The following is a 19070-nucleotide window of genomic DNA, read 5'->3' on the forward strand; positions in this document are numbered from 1 at the left end:
TTCGTCGTGTCGGTAGGGATGCGAAGCGCGCGGTACCCTGGGAATCATGCCTCAGAACGACCTGACCTCGGTCAGCCATGCTTCCGATACGGCGAGCACGCCGCGCCCGCGGAAGGTGCCGCGCATCGTGGTGCTCGGCGGCGGGTCCGTCGGCCTCTACGTGGCGCGCCGCCTGCGCAAGAAGCTGAAGAAGCGGGAGGCGGCCATCGTGGTCGTCGACCCGCGGCCGTACATGACGTACGCGCCCTTCCTGCCCGAGGCGGCCGCTGGGTCGATCGACGCCCGCGACGTCGTCGCGCCGCACCGCAAGGCCCTCAAGGGCATCGATGTGCTGCAGGGCAAGGTCAGCGGGATCGAGCACGGGCGCAAGGCCGTGAAGATCCAGCCCGAGGAGGGCGACGAGTACGAGGTGTCGTACGACCAGCTGGTCATCGGCCTCGGCTCGGTGTCGCGCACGCTGCCCATCCCGGGTCTCGCGGAGACGGCCATCGGCTTCAAGAACGTGGAAGAGGCCATCGCGGTCCGCAACCACGTCATCAACCGCCTGGACGTCGCGTCCTCCACGTGGGACGCCGACCTGCGCAAGCGCATGCTCACGTTCACGTTCGTGGGTGGCGGGTTCGCCGGTATCGAGGCCCTCGCCGAGATCGAGGACATGGCGCGCTACGCGACGCGCCAGTACAACACGATCGAGGCGTCCGACCTGCGGTTCGTCATGATCGAGGGTGCCGGCCGCATCCTGCCGGAGGTCACGGAGCCGATGGGCGAGTACGCGCTCGCCGAGCTGAAGAAGCGCGGCATCGAGTTCCACCTCAACACCTTCCTCTCGTCCTGCGTGGACGGGCACGTCGTGACGTCGACGGGCGTCGAGTTCGACACCGAGACGATCGTGTGGACCGCCGGCGTCAAGGCGAACCCGGTCATCAAGGAGGCCTCCGACCTTCCGTACGACAAGATGGGCCGCGCCATCGTGCTGCCGACGCTGCAGATCGCGACGGAGGACGGCGAGGTCGTCGAGGGCGCCTGGGCAGCCGGTGACTGTGCCGCCGTGCCGGACGTCAACAACCCCGGCAAGTTCTGCCCGCCGAACGCGCAGCACGCGATCCGTGAGGCCGTGCAGCTGGCCGACAACATCGTGGCGCTCTACAAGGACAAGCCCGCAGTCGACTACGACCACAAGAACCTTGGTGTCGTCGCGTCGCTGGGTCTGTACAAGGGTGTCGCGGAGCTGTTCGGCTTCGTCAAGCTGCGCGGGTTCCCGGCCTGGGTCGCGCACCGTGGCTACCACGTCATGGCGATGCCGACCGGTAACCGCAAGATCCGCATCCTGATCGGCTGGGTCGGACAGTTCCTCATGGGCCGCGAGCTGGTCTCGCTGGGCTCCTTGCACGACCCGCGCCAGGAGTTCCGCAGCGCCTCCGTGCCGCCGAAGCAGACGGGCGAGAAGGTCGAGCAGAAGGCGGAGTCGTCCGCCGAGCGCGCGGAGTCGGGTTCGAAGGGCTGACCCTCTGACGCTGGTCCGGGTCCGGGTCCGGGTCCGGGTCCGCGGCCATGCGATCTTCGGCGGACCATGCCATCTTCTGCGCCATCGACCTCTGGAACGCAGAACATGGCGTGGTTCGCGGAGGATCGCATGGCCTGCGGTCGTTTGTGCGGAGGCTCGGTAGTCTCTGCGGTGCGCCCCCATAGCCCAACTGGCAGAGGCAGCCGGCTTAAACCCGGCACAGTCCCGGTTCGAATCCGGGTGGGGGCACCGCTGTCCGGCTTGTCCTACTTACTGCCGTATCGGTAGGGTTAACCCACGTTTCCAGGTGGGGGGTTACCGGGCGTAGCCCGGAGGCTGGCACCCTGCCGGAGCGGCGGCCCGGCTCGCAGACTGGATGCAGAGCGACGGACCTCCACCAAGGAGGTCGCGCATCCAATGACGGGAATGACATGCGAGCCCTGAAGTTCATCGGTAAGACCCTGGCGGGCCTGCTCGTCACCGCGCTCGTCCTGGTGGGTGGCTTCACCGGCTACCACCACATCATGCTCCGCCAGGAGGCGAGCGAGCTCGAGCCCGTAGGGCAGATGACGACCGTTGACGAGCACCAGATGTCCGTGAGCGCGCACGGGCCGAAGAACGATGAGCCGGCGATCGTCTTCATCTCCGGGGCAGGGACGGCCTCGCCGATCTTCTCCTTCAATCCGCTCACGGACCGCCTCGACGACGATTTCCACACGGTAGTGGTCGAGCGCTTCGGTTACGGGTACTCCGACACCGTCGACACCGATCGGCACGTGGCCGCCATGCTCGAGGACACTCGAGAAGCGTTGCGACAGGCCGGGGAGAAGCCGCCCTACGTCCTGGCGCCGCACTCGATGGGCGGGCTCGAAGCCCTGTACTGGGCGCAGACCTACCCCGACGAGGTGGCCGGTGTCGTCGGCCTTGACATGGCGGTCCCGCATTCCTACGACGAGCTCGACTTCGAGGCTGAGAAGGCCACGATGGACCTGGGACGGAAACTGAAGTTCGTCGGGGTCTCGAGGCTCATGGGCGGTGACGCTCTGACCGCTGGGCTGGGCACCGACGAGATCTCCCAGCAGGAGATGCTGACCCACCACAACTTCCTCAACGACTCGCAGTACGCCGAAGGTCTCGCGCTCCTCGACAACGCGGCCACCGTGCAGGAAGGCGGAATCCCCGACGACCCGACGCTGATGTTCGTGTCCAATGGTGAAGAGATCGGCGACTTCTGGGTGCCCGCCAGCACCGAGTTCGCCGACCAGGCGGGTGCGGAGCTCGTACAGCTCGACGTCGGCCACTATGTGTTCCAGCACAAGCCGGACCTGATCGCCGAGCAGACGGCCGCGTTCATCAAGACCCGCCTCTGATCGCTGGGGAAGCGCGGGCGCGGCACGCGATCAGGCGACCAGCTCCGCGAGGTGGCGCCCCGTCAACGACCGCTCCTCCCGCGCCAGGTCGGCGGGTGTGCCCTCGAAGACGACGTGCCCGCCGTCGTGCCCGCCGCCGGGGCCCATGTCGATCACCCAGTCGGCGCGGGCGACGACCGACAGGTTGTGCTCAACGACGATGACCGACCGGCCCGAGTCGACGAGCCGGTCGAGCAGGCCGGCGAGGTTGTCGACGTCCTGCATGTGCAGGCCTGCGGTGGGCTCGTCGAGCACGAACGCCGGTGTGTCCCCGCCCATCTCGATCGCGAGCTTGAGCCGCTGCCGCTCGCCGCCGGACAGCGTGTTGAGGTGCTGCCCGAGCGAGATGTAGTGCAGCCCGACGTCGAACAGCCGGGACAGCATGGGCAGCACCGACTTCTCCGTGAAGAAGCCCAGTGCCTCCTCGACGGACATGGCCAGGACGTCGGCGATGTTCTTGCCGCGCAGCGTGTAACCCAGCACCTCGTCGGTGAACCGTTTGCCGCCGCACGCCTCGCACGGGCTCGCGACGCCCGCCATGAAGGCGAGGTCGGTGTAGATGAGGCCGACGCCCTTGCACTCCGGGCAGGCACCGGCCGAGTTCGCGCTGAACAGCGCGGGCTTGACGCCGTTCGCGCGGGCGTACTGCTTGCGGATTGGCTCGAGGATTCCCGTGTAGGTGGCAGGGTTGGAGCGCCGCGACCCCCGGATCGCCGACTGGTCCACGAACGTCACGCCGTCGCGCGGCAGGCAGCCGTGGATGAGCGAGCTCTTGCCAGACCCGGCTACGCCGGTCACCGCCACGAGCACCCCGAGCGGGACCTCGACCGAGACGTCCCGGAGGTTGTGCAGGTTCGCGTGCTCGATCCGGAGCGACCCCGTCGGAGTGCGAGGCGTGCTCTTGAGCGTGACCGCCTGGTCCAGGTGCTTGCCCGTCGCGGTCCCTGAGGTGCGCAGACCGGCGAGATCACCCAGGTAGACCACGGTGCCGCCGTGCGTGCCGGCGCCAGGACCCATGTCGACGAGGTGGTCGGCCGCGGCCATGACCTCGGGCTTGTGCTCGACGACGAGCACCGTGTTGCCCTTGTCCCGCAGGCGGCGGAGCAGCGCGTTCATCTGTCGCACGTCGTGCGGGTGCAGGCCGATGGTCGGCTCGTCGAACACGTAGGTCATGTCGGTCAGGGCCGACCCCATGTGCCGCACCATCTTGGTGCGTTGCGCCTCGCCGCCCGACAGGGACGACGACTCCCGGTCCAGCGACAGGTAGCCCAGCCCGATCTGCTCGAAGGTGGCGAGCAGGTCGTTGAGGCCGTCGAGGATGGGCTGGACGTGCGGGTCCGCGAGGTCGCGCACCAGCTCGGCGAGGTCCGTGAGCTGCATGGCCGCGGCCTCGCCGATGTGCTTGCCTTTGACCAGCGACGATCGTGCTCGGTCGTTGAGCCGCGTCCCGCCGCAGGCCGGGCACGCCGTGAACGTGGCGAGCCGGTCGACGGCTGCCCGCATCGCGCCCTTCATCGAGTCGACGTCCTTGACGAGGTAGAGCCGCGTGATCTTGGGGACCAACGACTCGTAGGTGACGTTGATGCCGCCCGAGACGATCTTCCGCTCCGCGCCGTACATCAGGTCGTGCCACTCGGTGTCGGTGTAGTCGGCCAGCGGCTTGTCGACGTCGAACAGGCCGGAGTCGGCGTAGACCTTCCAGTACCAGGAGCCGACGCCGAAGTTGGGGAACGTGATGGCGCCGTCGGCCAGCGACTTGCTGCGGTCCACCAGGGCTTCGGTGTCGACGGCGGACACGCGGCCGAGGCCCTCGCACCCATCGCACATGCCCTGCGGGTCGTTGAAGGAGAACAGGTTGGACCCGCCGATGTACGGCTGGCCCAGCCTCGACCAGATGACGCGCAGCATCGTGTAGGCGTCCGTCGCGGTGCCCACCGTCGAGCGGGCGTTGGCGCCCATGGGCTCCTGGTCCACGACGATCGCCGCCGACAGGTTCGACAGGGTGTCGACGTCGGGTCGCGGGCGGGACGACATGAAGCCCTGCAGAAATGCGGGGTACGTCTCGTCGATCAGGCGCCGCGACTCCGCGGCGACGGTGCCGAAGACGAGCGAGCTCTTGCCCGACCCGGAAACCCCCGTGAACACCGTGAGCTTCCGCTTGGGGATGTCGATCGAGACCCCCTGCAGGTTGTTCTCACGGGCCCCGCGCACCTCGATAGATCCGAACACCACTGTCCCTTCCTGGTCGGTGGTCCAATGGTGCCAGCAGCCACTGACACGCACCGCGCGTGCGGTCCCGGCGTTACGCCAGGAGCAGACGCCGGAACGACCTGGAGTGTCAGTGGGGTTGGGTAGCGTGACGGGTACTAACGGCGGGAGTGGGCAGATGGCATTGATCTCAACAGGTACCGCACGTACTGCTGGGCTCGGCACCACCGACGGCGGCGGGCCCGGCGCCAGACCTGGCACGCTCGAACACACCCGTGAACCGCTGTTACGTGATCTCGTGGGTGGCATCCTGCGGACCACGCGCCGCGAGCAGCGCCGCACGCTGGCCGACGTCGCCACGGACGCGCGGGTCTCCACGGCCTACCTGTCGGAGATCGAGCGCGGGCGCAAGGAGGCCTCGTCCGAGGTGCTCGCCGCCGTGTGCGAGGCGCTCGGCATGCGTCTGGTCGACCTCGTGGAGCGTGCGTGGGCCGAGCTCGCTCTCGCGCTGGCGGCACAGGAGGAGAACCGCAGGGTACGGGTCCTCTCGTCCGCTGCTCGCCGTGCGGCCGGCTTCTCGTCGTCCCGGCACCCGCTCCAGCCCGAGCGCGCGGCGCCGACCGGCACCTCCGGCGTCGGACAACGTGGCGAGGTCGTGCTGCTGGCGGCATGAGAGGCTCTAGAGCCCGGCGCGCCGCTTTCCGCCCGGCCGGACGTCGTTCACCTGGTCCACGATCTTGTCGACCATGCCGTAGGCCAGTGCCTGCTCGGCCGTGAACCAGCGGTCGCGCTCCGAGTCCGCGGCGACCGTGTCGACGGGCTGTCCGGTGTGCTCGGCCTGCAGGCGGGTCATCAGGTCCTTCACGTGGCGGATGTTCTCGGCCTGGATGACGACGTCGGTCGTCGTACCGCCGACCCCGCCCGACGGCTGGTGCATCATGATCCGCGCGTGCGGCAGCGCATACCGCTTGCCCGGAGTGCCCGCGGCGAGCAGGAACTGTCCCATGCTGCCGGCGAACCCGACGGCGACGGTGGAGACGGCGTTCGGCAGGAGCTTCATGGTGTCGTAGACGGCGAGGCCCGCGCTGATGGAGCCGCCGGGGGAGTTGATGTAGATGCTGATGTCCGCGCCGGAGTCCTCGGCGGAGAGCAGCAGGAGCTGCGAGGTCACGCGGTTGGCGACGGCGTCGTCGATCTCTGTGCCGATCAGGACGATCCGCTGGTGCAGCAGACGCGTCGCGAGGTGGTCGTCGAAGGGCTGGCTGTGGCTTGTCTCGGTCATGCCTCCACCATTGCCCCGCGCGGGCCGGCGGGGTAGCGATCTCTGCCCGCCGCAGATCTGCTCACGGCAGACGGCGGGCCGCCGACCGCGTACCTCGGGCAGCGTGCCTCAGAGCGGGTTTCCCTCCGAGTCGACGGTGGGGAACACGTCGAAATGGACCTCGAACGGCATGGTCCCTGGCTCGCCCTCCTGCCTGCTCAGCGGATCGAGGTGCTCCGCGGCGAACCGTTCCCAGGCCTCGACGATCGCCGTCATCTGCTCCCGCGTGGCCCACTTGTTGGTCGTTGCGAACGTAGCGGCCCCCAGCCACGACTCGAGGACCTCCTCGTCCACCTCCTGCCCCGCACGGGCGAAGGCTGCCACCCGTTCGTTGCGGAGGCGCAGGAACTCCATGTTGACGGCCTCGGCGGTCTGGCGACCCGCGGGGGAACCCTTTCCAGCACTGGAGATGCTGAACCCGCCGGGAGTGCGCTCCCACCAGCGTTCCCGGGCCGTGCCCTTGCCCTCCACCTCGCGGACCAGGCCGTGCTTGGCGAGCTGACGGAGGTGGTAGCTCGTCGAACCACTGGACTCACCGAGGATCTCACCGAGCTTGCTGGCGGTGAGCGGCCCGCGCATCGGCAGCAGGTCGAGGATGCGGATCCGCAGCGGATGGGCGAGCGTGCGCAGCGCCGCCGGGCCGAGCTCGGCGGGCCGGCCCACGGCCGGCGACTCGGACGGGTCCGGCACGGCCCGCGGTGCCGGTGGCCTCGAGCGTGAGCGGGCGTCCCGGTCCGCCGGGCTGCCCGGGGAGTCCTTGCGTGCTGTCGCCATAGGCAGGACGTTACCCACTCGCCGTCGATCGGACCGGATCGTGAGCGCGGACCTGCGGCGGTCAGCGATCAGCGGTCAGCGCAGGGCGAGCGGGTGGCGCGCCGCCGCGTTGTCGCGCACGCGCTCGGCCTGGGCACGCTGCCGCTCGGCACGCTCGATCTCGCGGCGCTGCGCCGCGCGGTCACGGGGGCTCGGCGCGACGGGTCGCCGGCGAGTGGCGGAGGCTGCCGCGAGGGGGACTCCGATGGGCTGCAGTACAGCGGTGCGGACGGCGGGTGCGTAGGCGCTCATCACGTTCTCCTGGCTCTGTGTGGTGGTTCGGCGGGCTAGCTCGTGTCCTCACCCTACGCATGCCAACAGATCTTTGCAAGCAGTTCTTTGCAAACGGTTCTTGGGGATCGTTCTCCTCGTTCTCGTGTCGCCCGGGGCATACTCTGACCCGCCTCGCCAGCCTCTGTCAGCGCTTGCAGGCGGGGCAGGATACTGCCCTACTCTGTGACTTCGGTCAGTTTCACCCCGTTGGTCCGAACTCGGCTACGACGGCGGCGGCGCGCCGTATGCCCGATCTTCGTCCGCACCGTGGAGTCTTCGTGTTCCATCTCGCCCGACTGTCCCTCGCGAACCGAGCCGTCGTAGCGCTGGTGACGATCGCGATAGCGGTGTTCGGGGTGCTGAGCATGACGTCCCTGAAGCAGGAGCTGATCCCCTCCCTGCAGCTTCCGACGGGCATCGTGAGCGCGCAGTACCAGGGTTCGTCGCCCGAGATCGTGGAAGAGCAGGTCACCGACGTGATCGAGGAGGCGGTCGCCTCGATCGACGGGATAGCGTCGGTCCGGTCGACGGCGTCCACCGGCGTCTCGCTGACCACCGTCGAGTTCACCTACGGCACGGACATGGAAGCCGCGACCCAACGGCTCCAGACCGCGATGGCCGGTGCCCAGCAGATCCTGCCCGAGGACGTCAGCCCGCAGGTCACGACCGGCTCCGTCGACGACGTGCCGGTCGTCCAGATGGCCGTCTCGGGCGACAAGAACGCCAACGCGCTCGCGGACACCGTCGAGAACGTGGTGGTGCCGGCGGTGGAGGACGTCGACGGCGTCCGGGCGGTCTCGGTCACCGGCGAGCGCGAGACCGAGGTCCGCATCGTTCCGGACGAGGAGAAGCTCGCCGCGGCCGGCCTCACGGCGAACGACCTGACCACGGTCCTGCAGGACAACGGTGTGGTCGTGCCGGCGGGGCAGATCACGGAGGGCGGGCGTGCCTGGTCGGTCCAGCTCGGCAAGCCCGTCGACATGGTCGACCAGCTCAAGCAGCTGCCCGTGATCCCCGGTGGTGCCGGTGGCCCGGGCGCTGCGGCCAGTGACGCGGGTGCCGGCGCCGCGGCCGGTGACGCGGGTGCCGCAGCGGGTCAGGACACGGACGCGCAGGCCCGGACCGCCGAGCCCACGACGCCGACCGCGCCCGACACGCCCGCCACCCCGGACCCGGCGCTGGTGGGCGACGTCGCGGCCGTCCAGCTCGAGCCGGTCGAGGCGACGTCGTACTCCCGCCTCGACGGCTCGGCGTCCCTGGGCCTGGCCATGACGAAGACGCCGGAGGCCAACACCGTCGAGGTGTCGCACGCGATCGAGGCAGCGCTGGCGGAGCCCGAGGTGGCGGACACGCTGGCCGAGCGCGGCATCAACACGGCTGTCGTGTTCGACCAGGCACCGTTCGTCGAGGAGTCGATCCACGGCCTGGCCACCGAGGGCGGCCTCGGCCTGCTGTTCGCGGTCCTCGTGATCCTTGTCTTCCTGATGTCGATGCGCTCCACGCTGGTGTCCGCCATCTCCATCCCGCTGTCGCTCGCGGTGACCTTCATCGCCATGCAGGCGGGCGGCTACACGCTGAACATCCTGACGTTGGGGGCGCTCACGATCTCGATCGGCCGCGTCGTCGACGACGCGATCGTGGTGATCGAGAACATCAAGCGGCACATGTCGTACGGCGAGGAGAAGACCGAGGCGATCCTCGCGGCCGTGCGCGAGGTCGGCGGGGCCATCGCCGCCTCCACCATCTGCACCGTCGCCGTATTCCTGCCGATCGCGTTCGTGGGCGGCATGGTGGGCGAGCTGTTCCGGCCGTTCGCCCTCACCGTGTCCATCGCGATGCTGGCCTCCCTCGTCGTGGCGCTGACGATCGTGCCGGTGCTGGCGTACTGGTTCATCCGGCCGCCGAGGTCGACCGGGCGCGGCGCGGCCGTCGCCCGCGCCGCCGCGGAGGAGAAGGAGAGCCGCGGCGTCTGGCAGCGGATCTACGTTCCGTCGCTGAACGGTGCGCTCGCCCGGCCGGTCGTGACCATCGGCATGGCCGTCGCGGTCCTCGGCGGCACGTCCGCTCTCGTCCCGAACATGGAGACCAGCTTCCTCGGGGACAGCGGCCAGGACACCGTGACCGTGACGCAGCACTACGCGGCCGGCACGTCGCTCAAGGGTCAGGACGAGGCGGCGAAGCAGGTGGAGACCGCCCTGGCCGACGTCGACGCCGTCGACAGCGTGCAGGCCACCGTCGGCAGCGGCGGCGACATGTCGATGGCGGTGTTCGGCGGCGCGAGCGCGGGGCTCAAGGCGACGTTCGCGGTCACGCTCGATGAGACGGCCGACAGCGCGGACGCCGCGGCGGACATCCGCGCCGCCGTCGGCGGGCCGGCCGAGAAGCCCGCGACGGAGGTCTCCGTCTCCGCCGGCGACTCCGTGGGCGCGTCCTCCATCGATCTCGTGGTCCGCGCTCGCGACGACGCGACGCTGACCGAGGCCACCAACCAGCTCCAGGACGCGATGAGCGCGCTGGACGGCGTCGCGGAGGTCAGCAACGATCTGGCCGCGGCGCAGGAGATCGTCGAGGTGACCGTCGACCGCAAGGCCGCCGCGGAGTACGGGCTCACCGAGACACAGGTCACCGGGATCGCTTCGGCGGCGATGACCGGGTCGCAGGAGATGGGCGAGCTGCACACGGCCGAGGGGCCCGTCGGCGTGACCCTCTCCGCCGACGCGGTGCCGAGCACGATGGCCGAGATCGGCGAGATCCCGGTCCCGACGGCGGTCGGCGCCGTGCCGCTGAGCGATGTCGCGAACGTCGAGGTGGCCAAGACGCCGACGTCGATCAGCCGGATCGACGGCGACCGGTCCGCCACGGTGTCGGTGACGCCGGCCGGGGACGACCTCGGCGCGGTGACCGAGACGGTGAACGCGGAGATCGAGTCGACGGACCTGCCGGCCGGCGCGACCGTGACCGTCGGCGGCGCGGCCGCCGACCAGGCCGAGGCCTTCGGCGACCTGGGCATGGCGCTCCTGGCCGCCGTCGCCCTCGTGTTCATCGTCATGGTGGCCGCGTTCCGCAGCCTGGTGCAGCCGTTCATCCTGCTGGTGTCGGTCCCGTTCGCCGCGGTCGGCGCGCTGATCGCGCTGGTCGCCACGAACACGCCGCTGGGCGTGCCCGCGCTGATCGGCACGCTGCTGCTGGTCGGCATCGTGGTGTCGAACGCCATCGTGCTCATCGACCTGATCAACCAGTACCGCCAGGACGGCATGGGACTCGACGACGCCGTGCGGGAAGGGGCTCGGAAGCGGCTCCGGCCCATCGTCATGACCGCCCTGGCCACGGTCTTCGCGCTGGCGCCCATGGGCATCGGCCTGACCGGTGGCGGGGCGTTCATCTCGCAGCCGCTCGCACTCGTGGTGATCGGCGGGCTGGTGTCCTCGACCCTGCTCACCCTGTACGTGGTGCCCGTGATCTACACGATCTTCGAGCGCCGGGCCGAGCGTCGTCGGGCCGCCGACGACGCGGCCGGACGTACCGTGCGCAGACCCCTCACGGGTGCCTTCCCCAGCGTGGCGACGGGCGCCTTCCAGACCGTCGGGCGGCAGGCCGCGGCGCAGCGCAGGGCGCGCCCCGCCCGGCACAGCCGACCGACACCTGCCCAGACGCCACCGCAGCACGCCGCGCCGCCGCATGCCGCGCCCCAACAGCCTGCGCCGCCACGCTACGCGGTGCCGCCCCAGGAACCAGCGCGGCCGCGCTACGCCGTGCGGCCGCAGCAGCCTGCTCCGCCGCAGCAGCCTGCTCCGCCGCAGTACGCGGTGCCGCCGCAGCGGCAGTACCAGCGGCCGCCGCCACCCGCCTGGCCCCACCCGCTGGACCCGCCCGACTGATCAGCCGGCGAACATCGCCAGGCGCTCCCAGGAACGGTGCATCCCGAGCGCGTCACGCAAGGGCTGCACGCAGTCCCGCACGCTGCCGCACGCCAGCACCCCTGGGGCCGAGGTGTCGACGCCGGTGGAGGTGAGGAGGTCGGCGCCGTCGCCGAGCGCCACGATGGCCTTCCCGTGCCGGAACGCCTCCTGGAGCAGGACGGCGGTGCGTGGTTCCGCCGCCACGGCGCTGCCGGCGACGCCCGGGGCGACCACGACGGCGTCGTACTCCACGGAGCGGGTGGTGAGCAGCGTGCGGTCCGCGGGCTCCGTCTCGCCCGAGCCGCCCGAGACCTCGCCGCCGCGGGCGGCTATGACGCGGACCAGCACGTGCTCGTCGGCGTAGGCGGTCCGGAGATCGGCGACCGGTGAGAGGTCGCCGCCCTCTGCCACCAAGACGCCCACCACCCGGCCGTCCACCCGGCCCGACTCGGCTGGGATCTGGGACAGGGCGGGGGACGCCACGACGCCGTCCGGCACCTCGCCGTCGGGGACCGGCAGCCCGAGGCCGGCGGCCACCCGTGCGACGAGGTCGGTGTCCACGCACGCCAGGGACGCGAGCACACCCTCCTTGACCTCCTGGCGCAGGCACTTGCCGAGCTCGAACGTGAACGCCTCGACCTCGTGCGCCTGCTCGACCGGCGTCAGCGACAGCCAGAACAGGCGGGCCTGGCTGAAGTGGTCGGTGAACGACACCGGGTGGTGGCGTCCCTTCTCGCCCGATACCGGCGTGGGGATCGTGACGAACGCGTCCTCGCCCTCTGGCGAGGTCCGCGGGAGGTCGTCGTCGATCTGGTTCGGCTTGTAGGCCACGATGCCCGAGTGCACCGCCTGCTGGTGCATCCCGTCGCGGAACATGTCGTTCACGGCGGTCCGGGGCCGGTTCACCGGCAGCTGGGCGAAGTTGGGGCCGCCGAGCCGGGTGAGCTGGGTGTCCAGGTAGGAGAACAGGCGGCCCTGCATGAGCGGGTCGTTCGTGACCTGGATACCGGGCACCACGTGATCCACGTGGAACGCCACCTGCTCGGTCTCGGCGAAGAAGTTCTCCGGAGCCTCGGTGAGCGTCAGCAGCCCGACGGCCTGCACGGGGCAGATCTCCTCGGGGACGATCTTGGTGGGGTCCAGCAGGTCGATGCCCTCGAACGTCTCGTCGACGGTGTCGGGCATGATCTGCAGCCCCAGCTCCCACTGCGGGAACGCGCCCGCCTCGATCGCGTCGTAGAGGTCGCGGCGGTGGAAGTCCGGGTCGGCGCCCTGCGTGATCTGGGCCTCCTCCCACACCTGGGAGTGGACGCCCAGGGCGGGCTTCCAGTGGAACTTCACGAGCGACGTCGTCCCGTCGGCCGCCTCCGTCCGGAACGTGTGGACGCCGAACCCCTCCATGGTGCGGTAGCTGCGCGGGATGCCGCGGCCGGACATCGCCCACATCGCCATGTGCGTGGACTCGGTGTGCGAGCCGATGAAGTCCCAGAACGTGTCGTGCGCGGTCTGTGCCTGCGGGATCTCGCGGTCCGGCTCCGGCTTGCCCGCGTGGATGATGTCGGGGAACTTCACGGCGTCCTGGATGAAGAACACCGGGAAGTTGTTGCCCACGAGGTCGAAGGTGCCGTCGCTGGTGTGGAACTTGGTGGCGAAGCCCCGGACGTCACGCACAGTGTCGGCGGAGCCGCGGGAGCCGAGCACCGTGGAGAACCGGACGAAGACCTCGGTCTCCTCGTCCGGCGTGGCGAGGAACGCGGCCTTGGTCACGGACGCCGCGTTGCCGTACGCCCGGAAGACGCCGTGCGCACCGGCGCCGCGGGCATGGACCACGCGTTCCGGGATGCGTTCGTGGTCGAAGTGCGTGATCTTCTCGCGCAGATGATGGTCCTCGAGCAGCACGGGGCCGCGGGGTCCGGCGGTCAGGGAGTGGTCGGTGTCGTCCACACCGGCGCCCTGCGCCGTCGTCAGGCGGTCGCCCTCCTGGGCGTGCAGCTCGGGGACATGGTGGACGGGGTTCCTGTCGCGCGCCATGGTGCGTCCCTCGGATCGGGTTCAGGATCGGGGCCCGGCTTCTTCAGGTCCGCAAACCACGATGGCGCAGCGACGCTCGGCCTGCGACCGGAACGACCAAGGCCCCGCGGTCCGCACCGCGCGTCCCGGAGGACGTCGGTGCGGGCCGCGGGGCCTTGACCAGGTGCGCTACGCGTCCTGGAGCTTGAGGCGCGTCGCCGCGCCGGCCAGGACCAGCACCGTGTAGCCGGCCAGCACGCTGATACCCACCCAGGGGTCGAGCGCGTCGGGGACGGCCCCGGCGGTCGGGGTGATCTGGGCGCCCGCCACGCTGGGCAGCAGCTTGGTCACCCACACGACCCAGTCGATGTCGCTGGCGAAGGCGGCCGCGCCGGTGAAGATCGTCGGCACGACGAAGAACAGCGCGACAACGGTGAAGATCGCTCCGGCGGTGTGGCGCAGCAGGGCGCCGATCCCCAGGGAGAAGAGCGCCACGAGCACGACGTAGAGGACGACGCCTCCGAGCTGTCGCACCTGCGTGCCGTCCGAGAAGTCGACCGTGGAGCTGTTGGCGTCGAGGATCGGGTAGGTCACGGCCCACGCGATCGCGAGCGACACGGCCGTCAGCACCGCGGTGACGCCGGCGAGAACCGTGGCCTTCGCGAAGAAGGCGGTGAGGCGGTCGGGCACGGCGGCGAACGTGGAGCGAATCATCCCGGTGCTGTACTCACCGGTGATGATCATGCTGCCCAGCACCGCGACGACGAGCGCGGCGGTCTCGAACCCGAAGGCCACGACCAGCGTTCCGGGGATCATCCCGCCTGCCCCTGCGGCCTCCGCCTCGGGCCCGGCGTCGGCCATCTGGTCGCCGATGAACTGTGCCACGAGCGCCATGGCGAACGCGAAGCCCACCATCACCACGACGGTCGGGCCGAGCGTCCACCACGTCGAGCGCAGGGTCCAGAGCTTGATCCACTCCGAGCGCAGCACGCGCCAGAAAGAGACGTTCTTCACCGGCGTCTGCCCCACCGTCGTGCCCGACGCCGGTCCGCGCGGAGCCGTGACCGTCGCGCTCATGCCTTGCTCCCCTCGAGATCGGACTGCGTGCCCGCGTGGCCCGCGATGTCCTCGGACTGGTACTCGACCGAATCGGCGGTCAGCGACATGTAGGCCTCCTCGAGCGTGGACGCGACGGGCGTGAGCTCGTGCAGCACGATCTTCGAGGAGGCGGCGAGCTCGCCGACGGCGACAGCGTTGCTGCCGCGGACCTCGATCAGCCCCGGCTCGACGTCGTCCACCTGGGCGTTCTGGCCCTTGAGGAGCTCAGCGAGCTCCGTGGCCTGCGGCGACCGGACCCGCACCAGCTTGCGCTCGGCACCGTCGACGATCTCCGAGACGGGGGCGTCGGCGAGGATGCGGCCCTTGCCGATGACGAGCACGTGGTCGGCCGTCAGCGCGACCTCGCTCATCAGGTGGCTGGACAGGAAGACCGTGCGGCCCTCGGACGCGAGGAACCTCGCGATGTTGCGGACCCAGAGCACGCCCTCGGGGTCGAGCCCGTTGACGGGCTCGTCGAGGATGAGCGTGCGCGGGTCACCGAGCAGGGCTGCGGCGATACCGAGGCGCTGGCCCATGCCGAGCGAGAAACCGCCCACGCGCTTGCCCGCGACGGGCCGCAGACCGGTGAGTTCGATCACCTCGTCGACGCGCTTGGTCGGGATGGCGTGCGTGGCTGCCATGGCGAGCAGGTGGTTGCGCGCGCTGCGGCCGGTGTGCACGGCCTTCGCGTCGAGCAGCGCGCCCACCTCCGCGAGCGGACGGCGGTGCGCGGCGTACGGCTTGCCGTTGACGGTGACCGTCCCGGCGGTCGGCCGGTCCAGTCCGACGATCATCCGCATGGTGGTCGACTTGCCGGCGCCGTTCGGGCCCAGGAAGCCCGTCACCTGGCCCGGCTGCACGGTGAACGTGACGCCGTCAACGGCTGTCTTCGCGCCGTACCTCTTCGTCAGGCCTCTGGCCTCGATCATTGCTTGCCCTTCCATCTGGCATGCGGGATGGCTTCTGCGGTCAATGGCGTTCACTACAAGACTGGTCGCTACGAGACTAGGTAGCGGATGGCATCCGCCGCACCCATAATCGGCCCGGATCATCCCGTGGAGGGACTCAGTTCATCCCACGGTATGACCCGGGAACTCCTGAGAGCTCCCCAGCGTTCCCTAGGATGGTCCGACAGACCAGGAGGAGCAGATGAGCAACCCCGTCTTTTCGAGAAGCGACGTCTTCGGTGAGCCCCGTCGCAACGGTGCAGCAGGCGCGCGTCGCGGCGGCACCACCACCCACCCCAACCAGACTCCCGCATACGGCACTGCGCCGCAGCCTGGCCAGTACGGCCAGTACGGCGCCGCGGGTCAGCGGCCGATGGACGCGTCGGAGCTCGACGCGATGTACCAGTCGCCGTCCGCGACCACCGCGGACACCCGGCGCATGACCTATGACGACGTGATCATCAAGGCAGGCGGGCTGCTCGCCCTCCTGGTCGTGGTGGCCGCGGCGACGTGGACGCTGGTTCCGGCCCCGATGATGTTCGGCGTAATGATCGTCGGCGCGCTCGGCGGCCTCGTCCTCGGCCTCGTGAACAGCTTCAAGAAGAACCCGAGCCCGGCCCTGATCGTGGCCTACACGGTCTTCGAGGGCGCCTTCGTCGGCGGCATCTCGAAGGTCATGGAGACGATGGCGCCCGGTGTGGTGGTGCAGGCGGTGCTCGGCACCATCGCGACCTTCGCGGCCGCGCTGTTCCTCTTCAAGAGCGGGCGGGTCCGGGTCACGCCCAAGTTCACGCGCTGGCTGCTCATCGCGGTGGCCGGTTACGCCGTGTTCTCGCTGGTCAACTTCGGCCTGGTGATGTTCGGCGTGCTGGACGGCTGGGGCATGCGCTCCGGCTGGCTGGGCGTCGTCGTCGGTGTCGTGGCAGTCGGCCTGGCCGCCATGATGCTGATCCTGGACTTCGACTCCATCAAGCGCGGCGTCGAGGGCGGCGCGCCCGCCAAGATGGCGTGGGCAGCGGCCTTCGGCCTGCTGGTGACGCTGATCTGGCTGTACATCGAGCTGCTGCGGCTGCTGACGATCGTGCAGACCCTCTTCAGCGGCGACTGACACGGCGGGCGACTGACCTACCCGCGGTACCGACGACGGCCCGGCACCTTCCCCACGGAAGGTGACCGGGCCGTCGTCGTGCGCGGCGGGCGACTACGTGCGGCCGGTCCGGGAACGTGCCGCCACGGCGACCAGGGCACAGCCCGCAGCGACGAGGAACCCGTGCGTGATCCGTAGCCCCGGGCCGCCGAAGAACTGGGGGAGCAGGAGCACGAGACCGACCGCGAGCGGCACGCCGGCCCACCTCGGGCGCCCGCCCGCTCGCCACAGGGCGACGGCGACGAGCACCCCGGACACGGCGAGCAGGAACAGCCCGACGCCGAACAGCGCGACGGCGCCCGGCTGCATGCGTAGCACCTCGACGTCGGCGAGCACGCCGAGGTCGTTCTCCCGCAGTGCGGCTTCCGCGAGGGTACGGATGCCGAAGATCTCGGCGCCGAAATAGAGCGCCGCGCAGCCGGCGCCGACCCACGCGGTGATCAGCGCCCAGGTCGCGGCGCCGACGCCCGCCGTGCGTCCCGCACGCGCCCTGGCTTCCGCACGCGCCCCGGCTCCCGGAACCGCGGCCGCGTCTGGACCGGCACCGGCACCCGCGCGGTCGTCTGCGGAACCGGCCTGGGCGAGGATCGTCCGCAGGCCGAGCAGCGCGGGGACGAGGAGGGCGAGGCCGAGGATCCCGCACAGGTGCGCAAGGACCCAGCGGTCGGACGCGAAGGCGGTGGCGAGGTCCGCCGTGGCGACGGACTCGTCGGGCCACGGCCGCAGCAGCGGAAAGAGGAGGAAGGACAGCCCGGCCGCGACGAAGGCGGCAGGGGTCCAGTGGGCTGCGGTCATCGGTGGCTCCCGGTGGTGGCTTGCGCGGGGTCGGGGGTCGCGAGCGCGGCGACTCCCGCGACGAGCATGTCGATCAGGACCTTGAAGCTCTGGTCGACGTCCTCCCGCATGCGGAAGCCGGCGCCGAGCTCGAGGGTCACGAAGCCGTGCACGCCGGCGCGGACCGCGCGAACGGCGTCGACCACGCGCTCGTCCGGGAGGCCGAAGCCGCGCAGCACCGCGACGACCGTCCGGACGCTCTCCTCGCCGGCGGCCCGGAGCACGGCGTCGGCGGGGTCGTCCGGGTCGGCCCCGATCTGCGTGGCCACGTACCGGCCGGGGTGCGCGTGGGCGTAGCGGCGCCAGGCGTCGGCCAGCGCGTGGAGCGCGTCGGCCCCGGCCCGGCCCACGGTCGCCGACGTGCCCGCGGCCGTGAGCTCGCGGACGGCGATCACCGTGACCTCGCGGCGCAGGTCGGCCAGCGAGCCGACGTGCTTGTAGAGGCTGGGGGCCGCGACACCGGCCCGCGCGGCGACCTTGGCGAGGGTGAGGCCGGCGAACCCGCTCGGCCCGCCCGCGTCGACGACCTCGAGGGCAAGGCGCACCACCGCGTCCGGCGACAGGCCCGCCCTAGGCACGCTGACCGTCTTCCTCGGCCTGTGCGGCGGGGGCGTCGGCGGCACTCGGCAGCGCAGGGAGCCCGGCGAGGAACTCGAGCACGGCGGGCACGACGACGTCGGGCGCCTGGTGCTGCGGGTAGTGGCCCGCCTCGGGGACGAGGACGGCGCGGGCGTCGATGGTGTCGGCCACCCAGGCCAGCTCTGCCGCCGGGTCGGAGAAGTCGGGGTCGAGCGCGCCGACGACGGCGAGGGCCGGGGCCTTGACGGCGGGCAGTCGGGCCTCGACGACGGAGTGGTCGAGGGCCACCGCGAGGTCACGGAAGGAGCGCAGCTTGCCCGGGCCGCGCATGCTCTGCCGGATGGCAGCGACGTGCTCGGCGTGCCGGGGTGAGCGGCGCCCCTTCGAGATCGTGGAGTAGAACGACCCCCAGAACGCGCCGCCCCACGGCCAGGCGAGCAGCACCCGGTAGACCACCCCCATGACTCGCTGCATGGCCAGGGACCCCGGGTGGCGCAGGTACGGGCTGAGCAGGACCAGGCCGCGCACGAGGTCGGGACGCTCCGCGGCGGCCCAGGCGGCGGAGGAGGCGCCCATCGAGCTGCCGAGCAGCACGGCGGGTCCGGCGTCGAGGTGCTCGACGAGCGCGAGGAGATCCGCGCCGGTCACGTCGTCACCGTGCGTGCGGAACGTGGTGTCCGAGTCGCCGTGCCCGCGCAGGTCGGTGACGACGACGCGGTAGCCGGCGTCGACGAGGGCCGGTACGACGTCGTCGTAGGTGGACCGGAGGTCCCCCATGCCGGGGACGGCGACGACGAGGGGGCCCGAGCCGGTGTCGCTGTAGGCGATGCGACCTTCGGGCCGCGCAAGGAAGGCGAGCTGGTTGGTTGTCATAGCCAGCAAGCTACGCCTATTAGCCAGACGGCGCAAGAGGCCAGAGAACAGATGGGCCGGTGCCGATCGGGTTCGCTACGTCACGACAGTAGGCACGACCGTGCCCCGCTCGCACGGGACGTGGGAGAATGGTGGCTGGCCTTCCCACCCTGACT

General features: G+C 70.7%; 15 protein-coding genes and 1 tRNA gene. 6 read left to right on the top strand and 10 right to left on the bottom strand.

Annotated elements, in window-relative coordinates; all coding sequences use genetic code 11:
• Positions 1-46 precede the first annotated feature (46 nt).
• The 3 genes from AB0F40_RS18505 to AB0F40_RS18515 all read left to right on the top strand — a co-directional run bounded on the left by AB0F40_RS18505 (position 47) and on the right by AB0F40_RS18515 (position 2874).
• Positions 47-1504, top strand: coding sequence for an NAD(P)/FAD-dependent oxidoreductase (locus AB0F40_RS18505; protein ID WP_357470668.1), 1458 nt, complete (start codon positions 47-49; stop codon positions 1502-1504).
• Positions 1505-1679: 175 nt separating this feature from the next.
• Positions 1680-1753, top strand: a tRNA-Leu gene (locus AB0F40_RS18510).
• A gap of 182 nt (positions 1754-1935) precedes the next feature.
• Positions 1936-2874: an alpha/beta hydrolase gene (locus tag AB0F40_RS18515; RefSeq protein WP_357470671.1), complete on the top strand. Its 939-nt coding sequence runs from the start codon at positions 1936-1938 to the stop codon at positions 2872-2874.
• Positions 2875-2904: 30 nt separating this feature from the next.
• Here AB0F40_RS18515 and AB0F40_RS18520 read toward each other — a convergent pair whose 3' ends face one another.
• The gene (locus AB0F40_RS18520; RefSeq protein WP_357470674.1) at positions 2905-5145 is read right to left on the bottom strand and encodes an excinuclease ABC subunit UvrA; all 2241 of its coding nucleotides are present in this window, start codon (positions 5143-5145) and stop codon (positions 2905-2907) included.
• Positions 5146-5299: 154 nt separating this feature from the next.
• Between AB0F40_RS18520 and AB0F40_RS18525 the strand changes: the two genes are divergently transcribed.
• Positions 5300-5794 carry a helix-turn-helix transcriptional regulator gene (locus AB0F40_RS18525; RefSeq protein WP_357470676.1) on the top strand — a complete coding sequence of 165 codons (495 nt, stop codon included), beginning with the start codon at positions 5300-5302 and terminating at the stop codon, positions 5792-5794.
• A gap of 6 nt (positions 5795-5800) precedes the next feature.
• On the opposite strand, the gene AB0F40_RS18530 is transcribed toward AB0F40_RS18525, so the two are convergent.
• From AB0F40_RS18530 to AB0F40_RS18540, 3 genes are all read right to left on the bottom strand, one after another.
• The gene (locus tag AB0F40_RS18530; protein ID WP_357470679.1) at positions 5801-6403 is read right to left on the bottom strand and encodes an ATP-dependent Clp protease proteolytic subunit; all 603 of its coding nucleotides are present in this window, start codon (positions 6401-6403) and stop codon (positions 5801-5803) included.
• A 108-nt stretch (positions 6404-6511) separates the two neighbouring features.
• Positions 6512-7216 carry a helix-turn-helix domain-containing protein gene (locus tag AB0F40_RS18535; RefSeq protein ID WP_357470682.1) on the bottom strand — a complete coding sequence of 235 codons (705 nt, stop codon included), beginning with the start codon at positions 7214-7216 and terminating at the stop codon, positions 6512-6514.
• Positions 7217-7291: 75 nt separating this feature from the next.
• Positions 7292-7507, bottom strand: a complete 216-nt coding sequence (locus tag AB0F40_RS18540) for a hypothetical protein (RefSeq protein WP_357470685.1) — start codon at positions 7505-7507, stop codon at positions 7292-7294.
• Positions 7508-7806: 299 nt separating this feature from the next.
• On the opposite strand from AB0F40_RS18540, the gene AB0F40_RS18545 reads away from it, so the two are divergent.
• Positions 7807-11406 carry an efflux RND transporter permease subunit gene (locus AB0F40_RS18545; protein ID WP_357470688.1) on the top strand — a complete coding sequence of 1200 codons (3600 nt, stop codon included), beginning with the start codon at positions 7807-7809 and terminating at the stop codon, positions 11404-11406.
• Here the strand turns inward: AB0F40_RS18545 and AB0F40_RS18550 are convergent, their stop codons facing one another.
• The 3 genes from AB0F40_RS18550 to AB0F40_RS18560 all read right to left on the bottom strand — a co-directional run bounded on the left by AB0F40_RS18550 (position 11407) and on the right by AB0F40_RS18560 (position 15464).
• Positions 11407-13458 (bottom strand): catalase, encoded by a 2052-nt coding sequence (locus AB0F40_RS18550; protein ID WP_357470691.1) that lies wholly within the window; start codon positions 13456-13458, stop codon positions 11407-11409.
• 168 nt (positions 13459-13626) lie between these two features.
• Positions 13627-14514 carry an ABC transporter permease gene (locus AB0F40_RS18555; RefSeq protein WP_357470694.1) on the bottom strand — a complete coding sequence of 296 codons (888 nt, stop codon included), beginning with the start codon at positions 14512-14514 and terminating at the stop codon, positions 13627-13629.
• Positions 14511-15464: an ATP-binding cassette domain-containing protein gene (locus AB0F40_RS18560; RefSeq protein ID WP_357470696.1), complete on the bottom strand. Its 954-nt coding sequence runs from the start codon at positions 15462-15464 to the stop codon at positions 14511-14513. Before AB0F40_RS18560 ends, AB0F40_RS18555 begins: the two co-directional genes overlap by 4 nt.
• Positions 15465-15684: 220 nt before the next feature.
• On the opposite strand from AB0F40_RS18560, the gene AB0F40_RS18565 reads away from it, so the two are divergent.
• Entirely contained in the window at positions 15685-16590 is a 906-nt protein-coding gene (locus tag AB0F40_RS18565) for a Bax inhibitor-1/YccA family protein (protein ID WP_357470699.1), read from the top strand.
• A 93-nt stretch (positions 16591-16683) separates the two neighbouring features.
• Here AB0F40_RS18565 and AB0F40_RS18570 read toward each other — a convergent pair whose 3' ends face one another.
• From AB0F40_RS18570 to AB0F40_RS18580, 3 genes are read right to left on the bottom strand one after another with little or no spacing between them, the layout of a single operon-like run.
• Entirely contained in the window at positions 16684-17424 is a 741-nt protein-coding gene (locus AB0F40_RS18570) for a hypothetical protein (protein WP_357470702.1), read from the bottom strand.
• Positions 17421-18041 (bottom strand): WHG domain-containing protein, encoded by a 621-nt coding sequence (locus AB0F40_RS18575; protein WP_357470705.1) that lies wholly within the window; start codon positions 18039-18041, stop codon positions 17421-17423. The genes AB0F40_RS18570 and AB0F40_RS18575 overlap by 4 nt, the downstream gene beginning before the upstream one ends.
• Positions 18034-18915 (bottom strand): alpha/beta hydrolase, encoded by an 882-nt coding sequence (locus AB0F40_RS18580; protein ID WP_357470708.1) that lies wholly within the window; start codon positions 18913-18915, stop codon positions 18034-18036. Before AB0F40_RS18580 ends, AB0F40_RS18575 begins: the two co-directional genes overlap by 8 nt.
• Between the last annotated feature and the right edge of the window lie 155 nt (positions 18916-19070).

This window comes from Promicromonospora sp. NPDC023987 (genome assembly GCF_040639055.1).
In the GTDB taxonomy this organism is placed as follows: domain Bacteria; phylum Actinomycetota; class Actinomycetes; order Actinomycetales; family Cellulomonadaceae; genus Promicromonospora.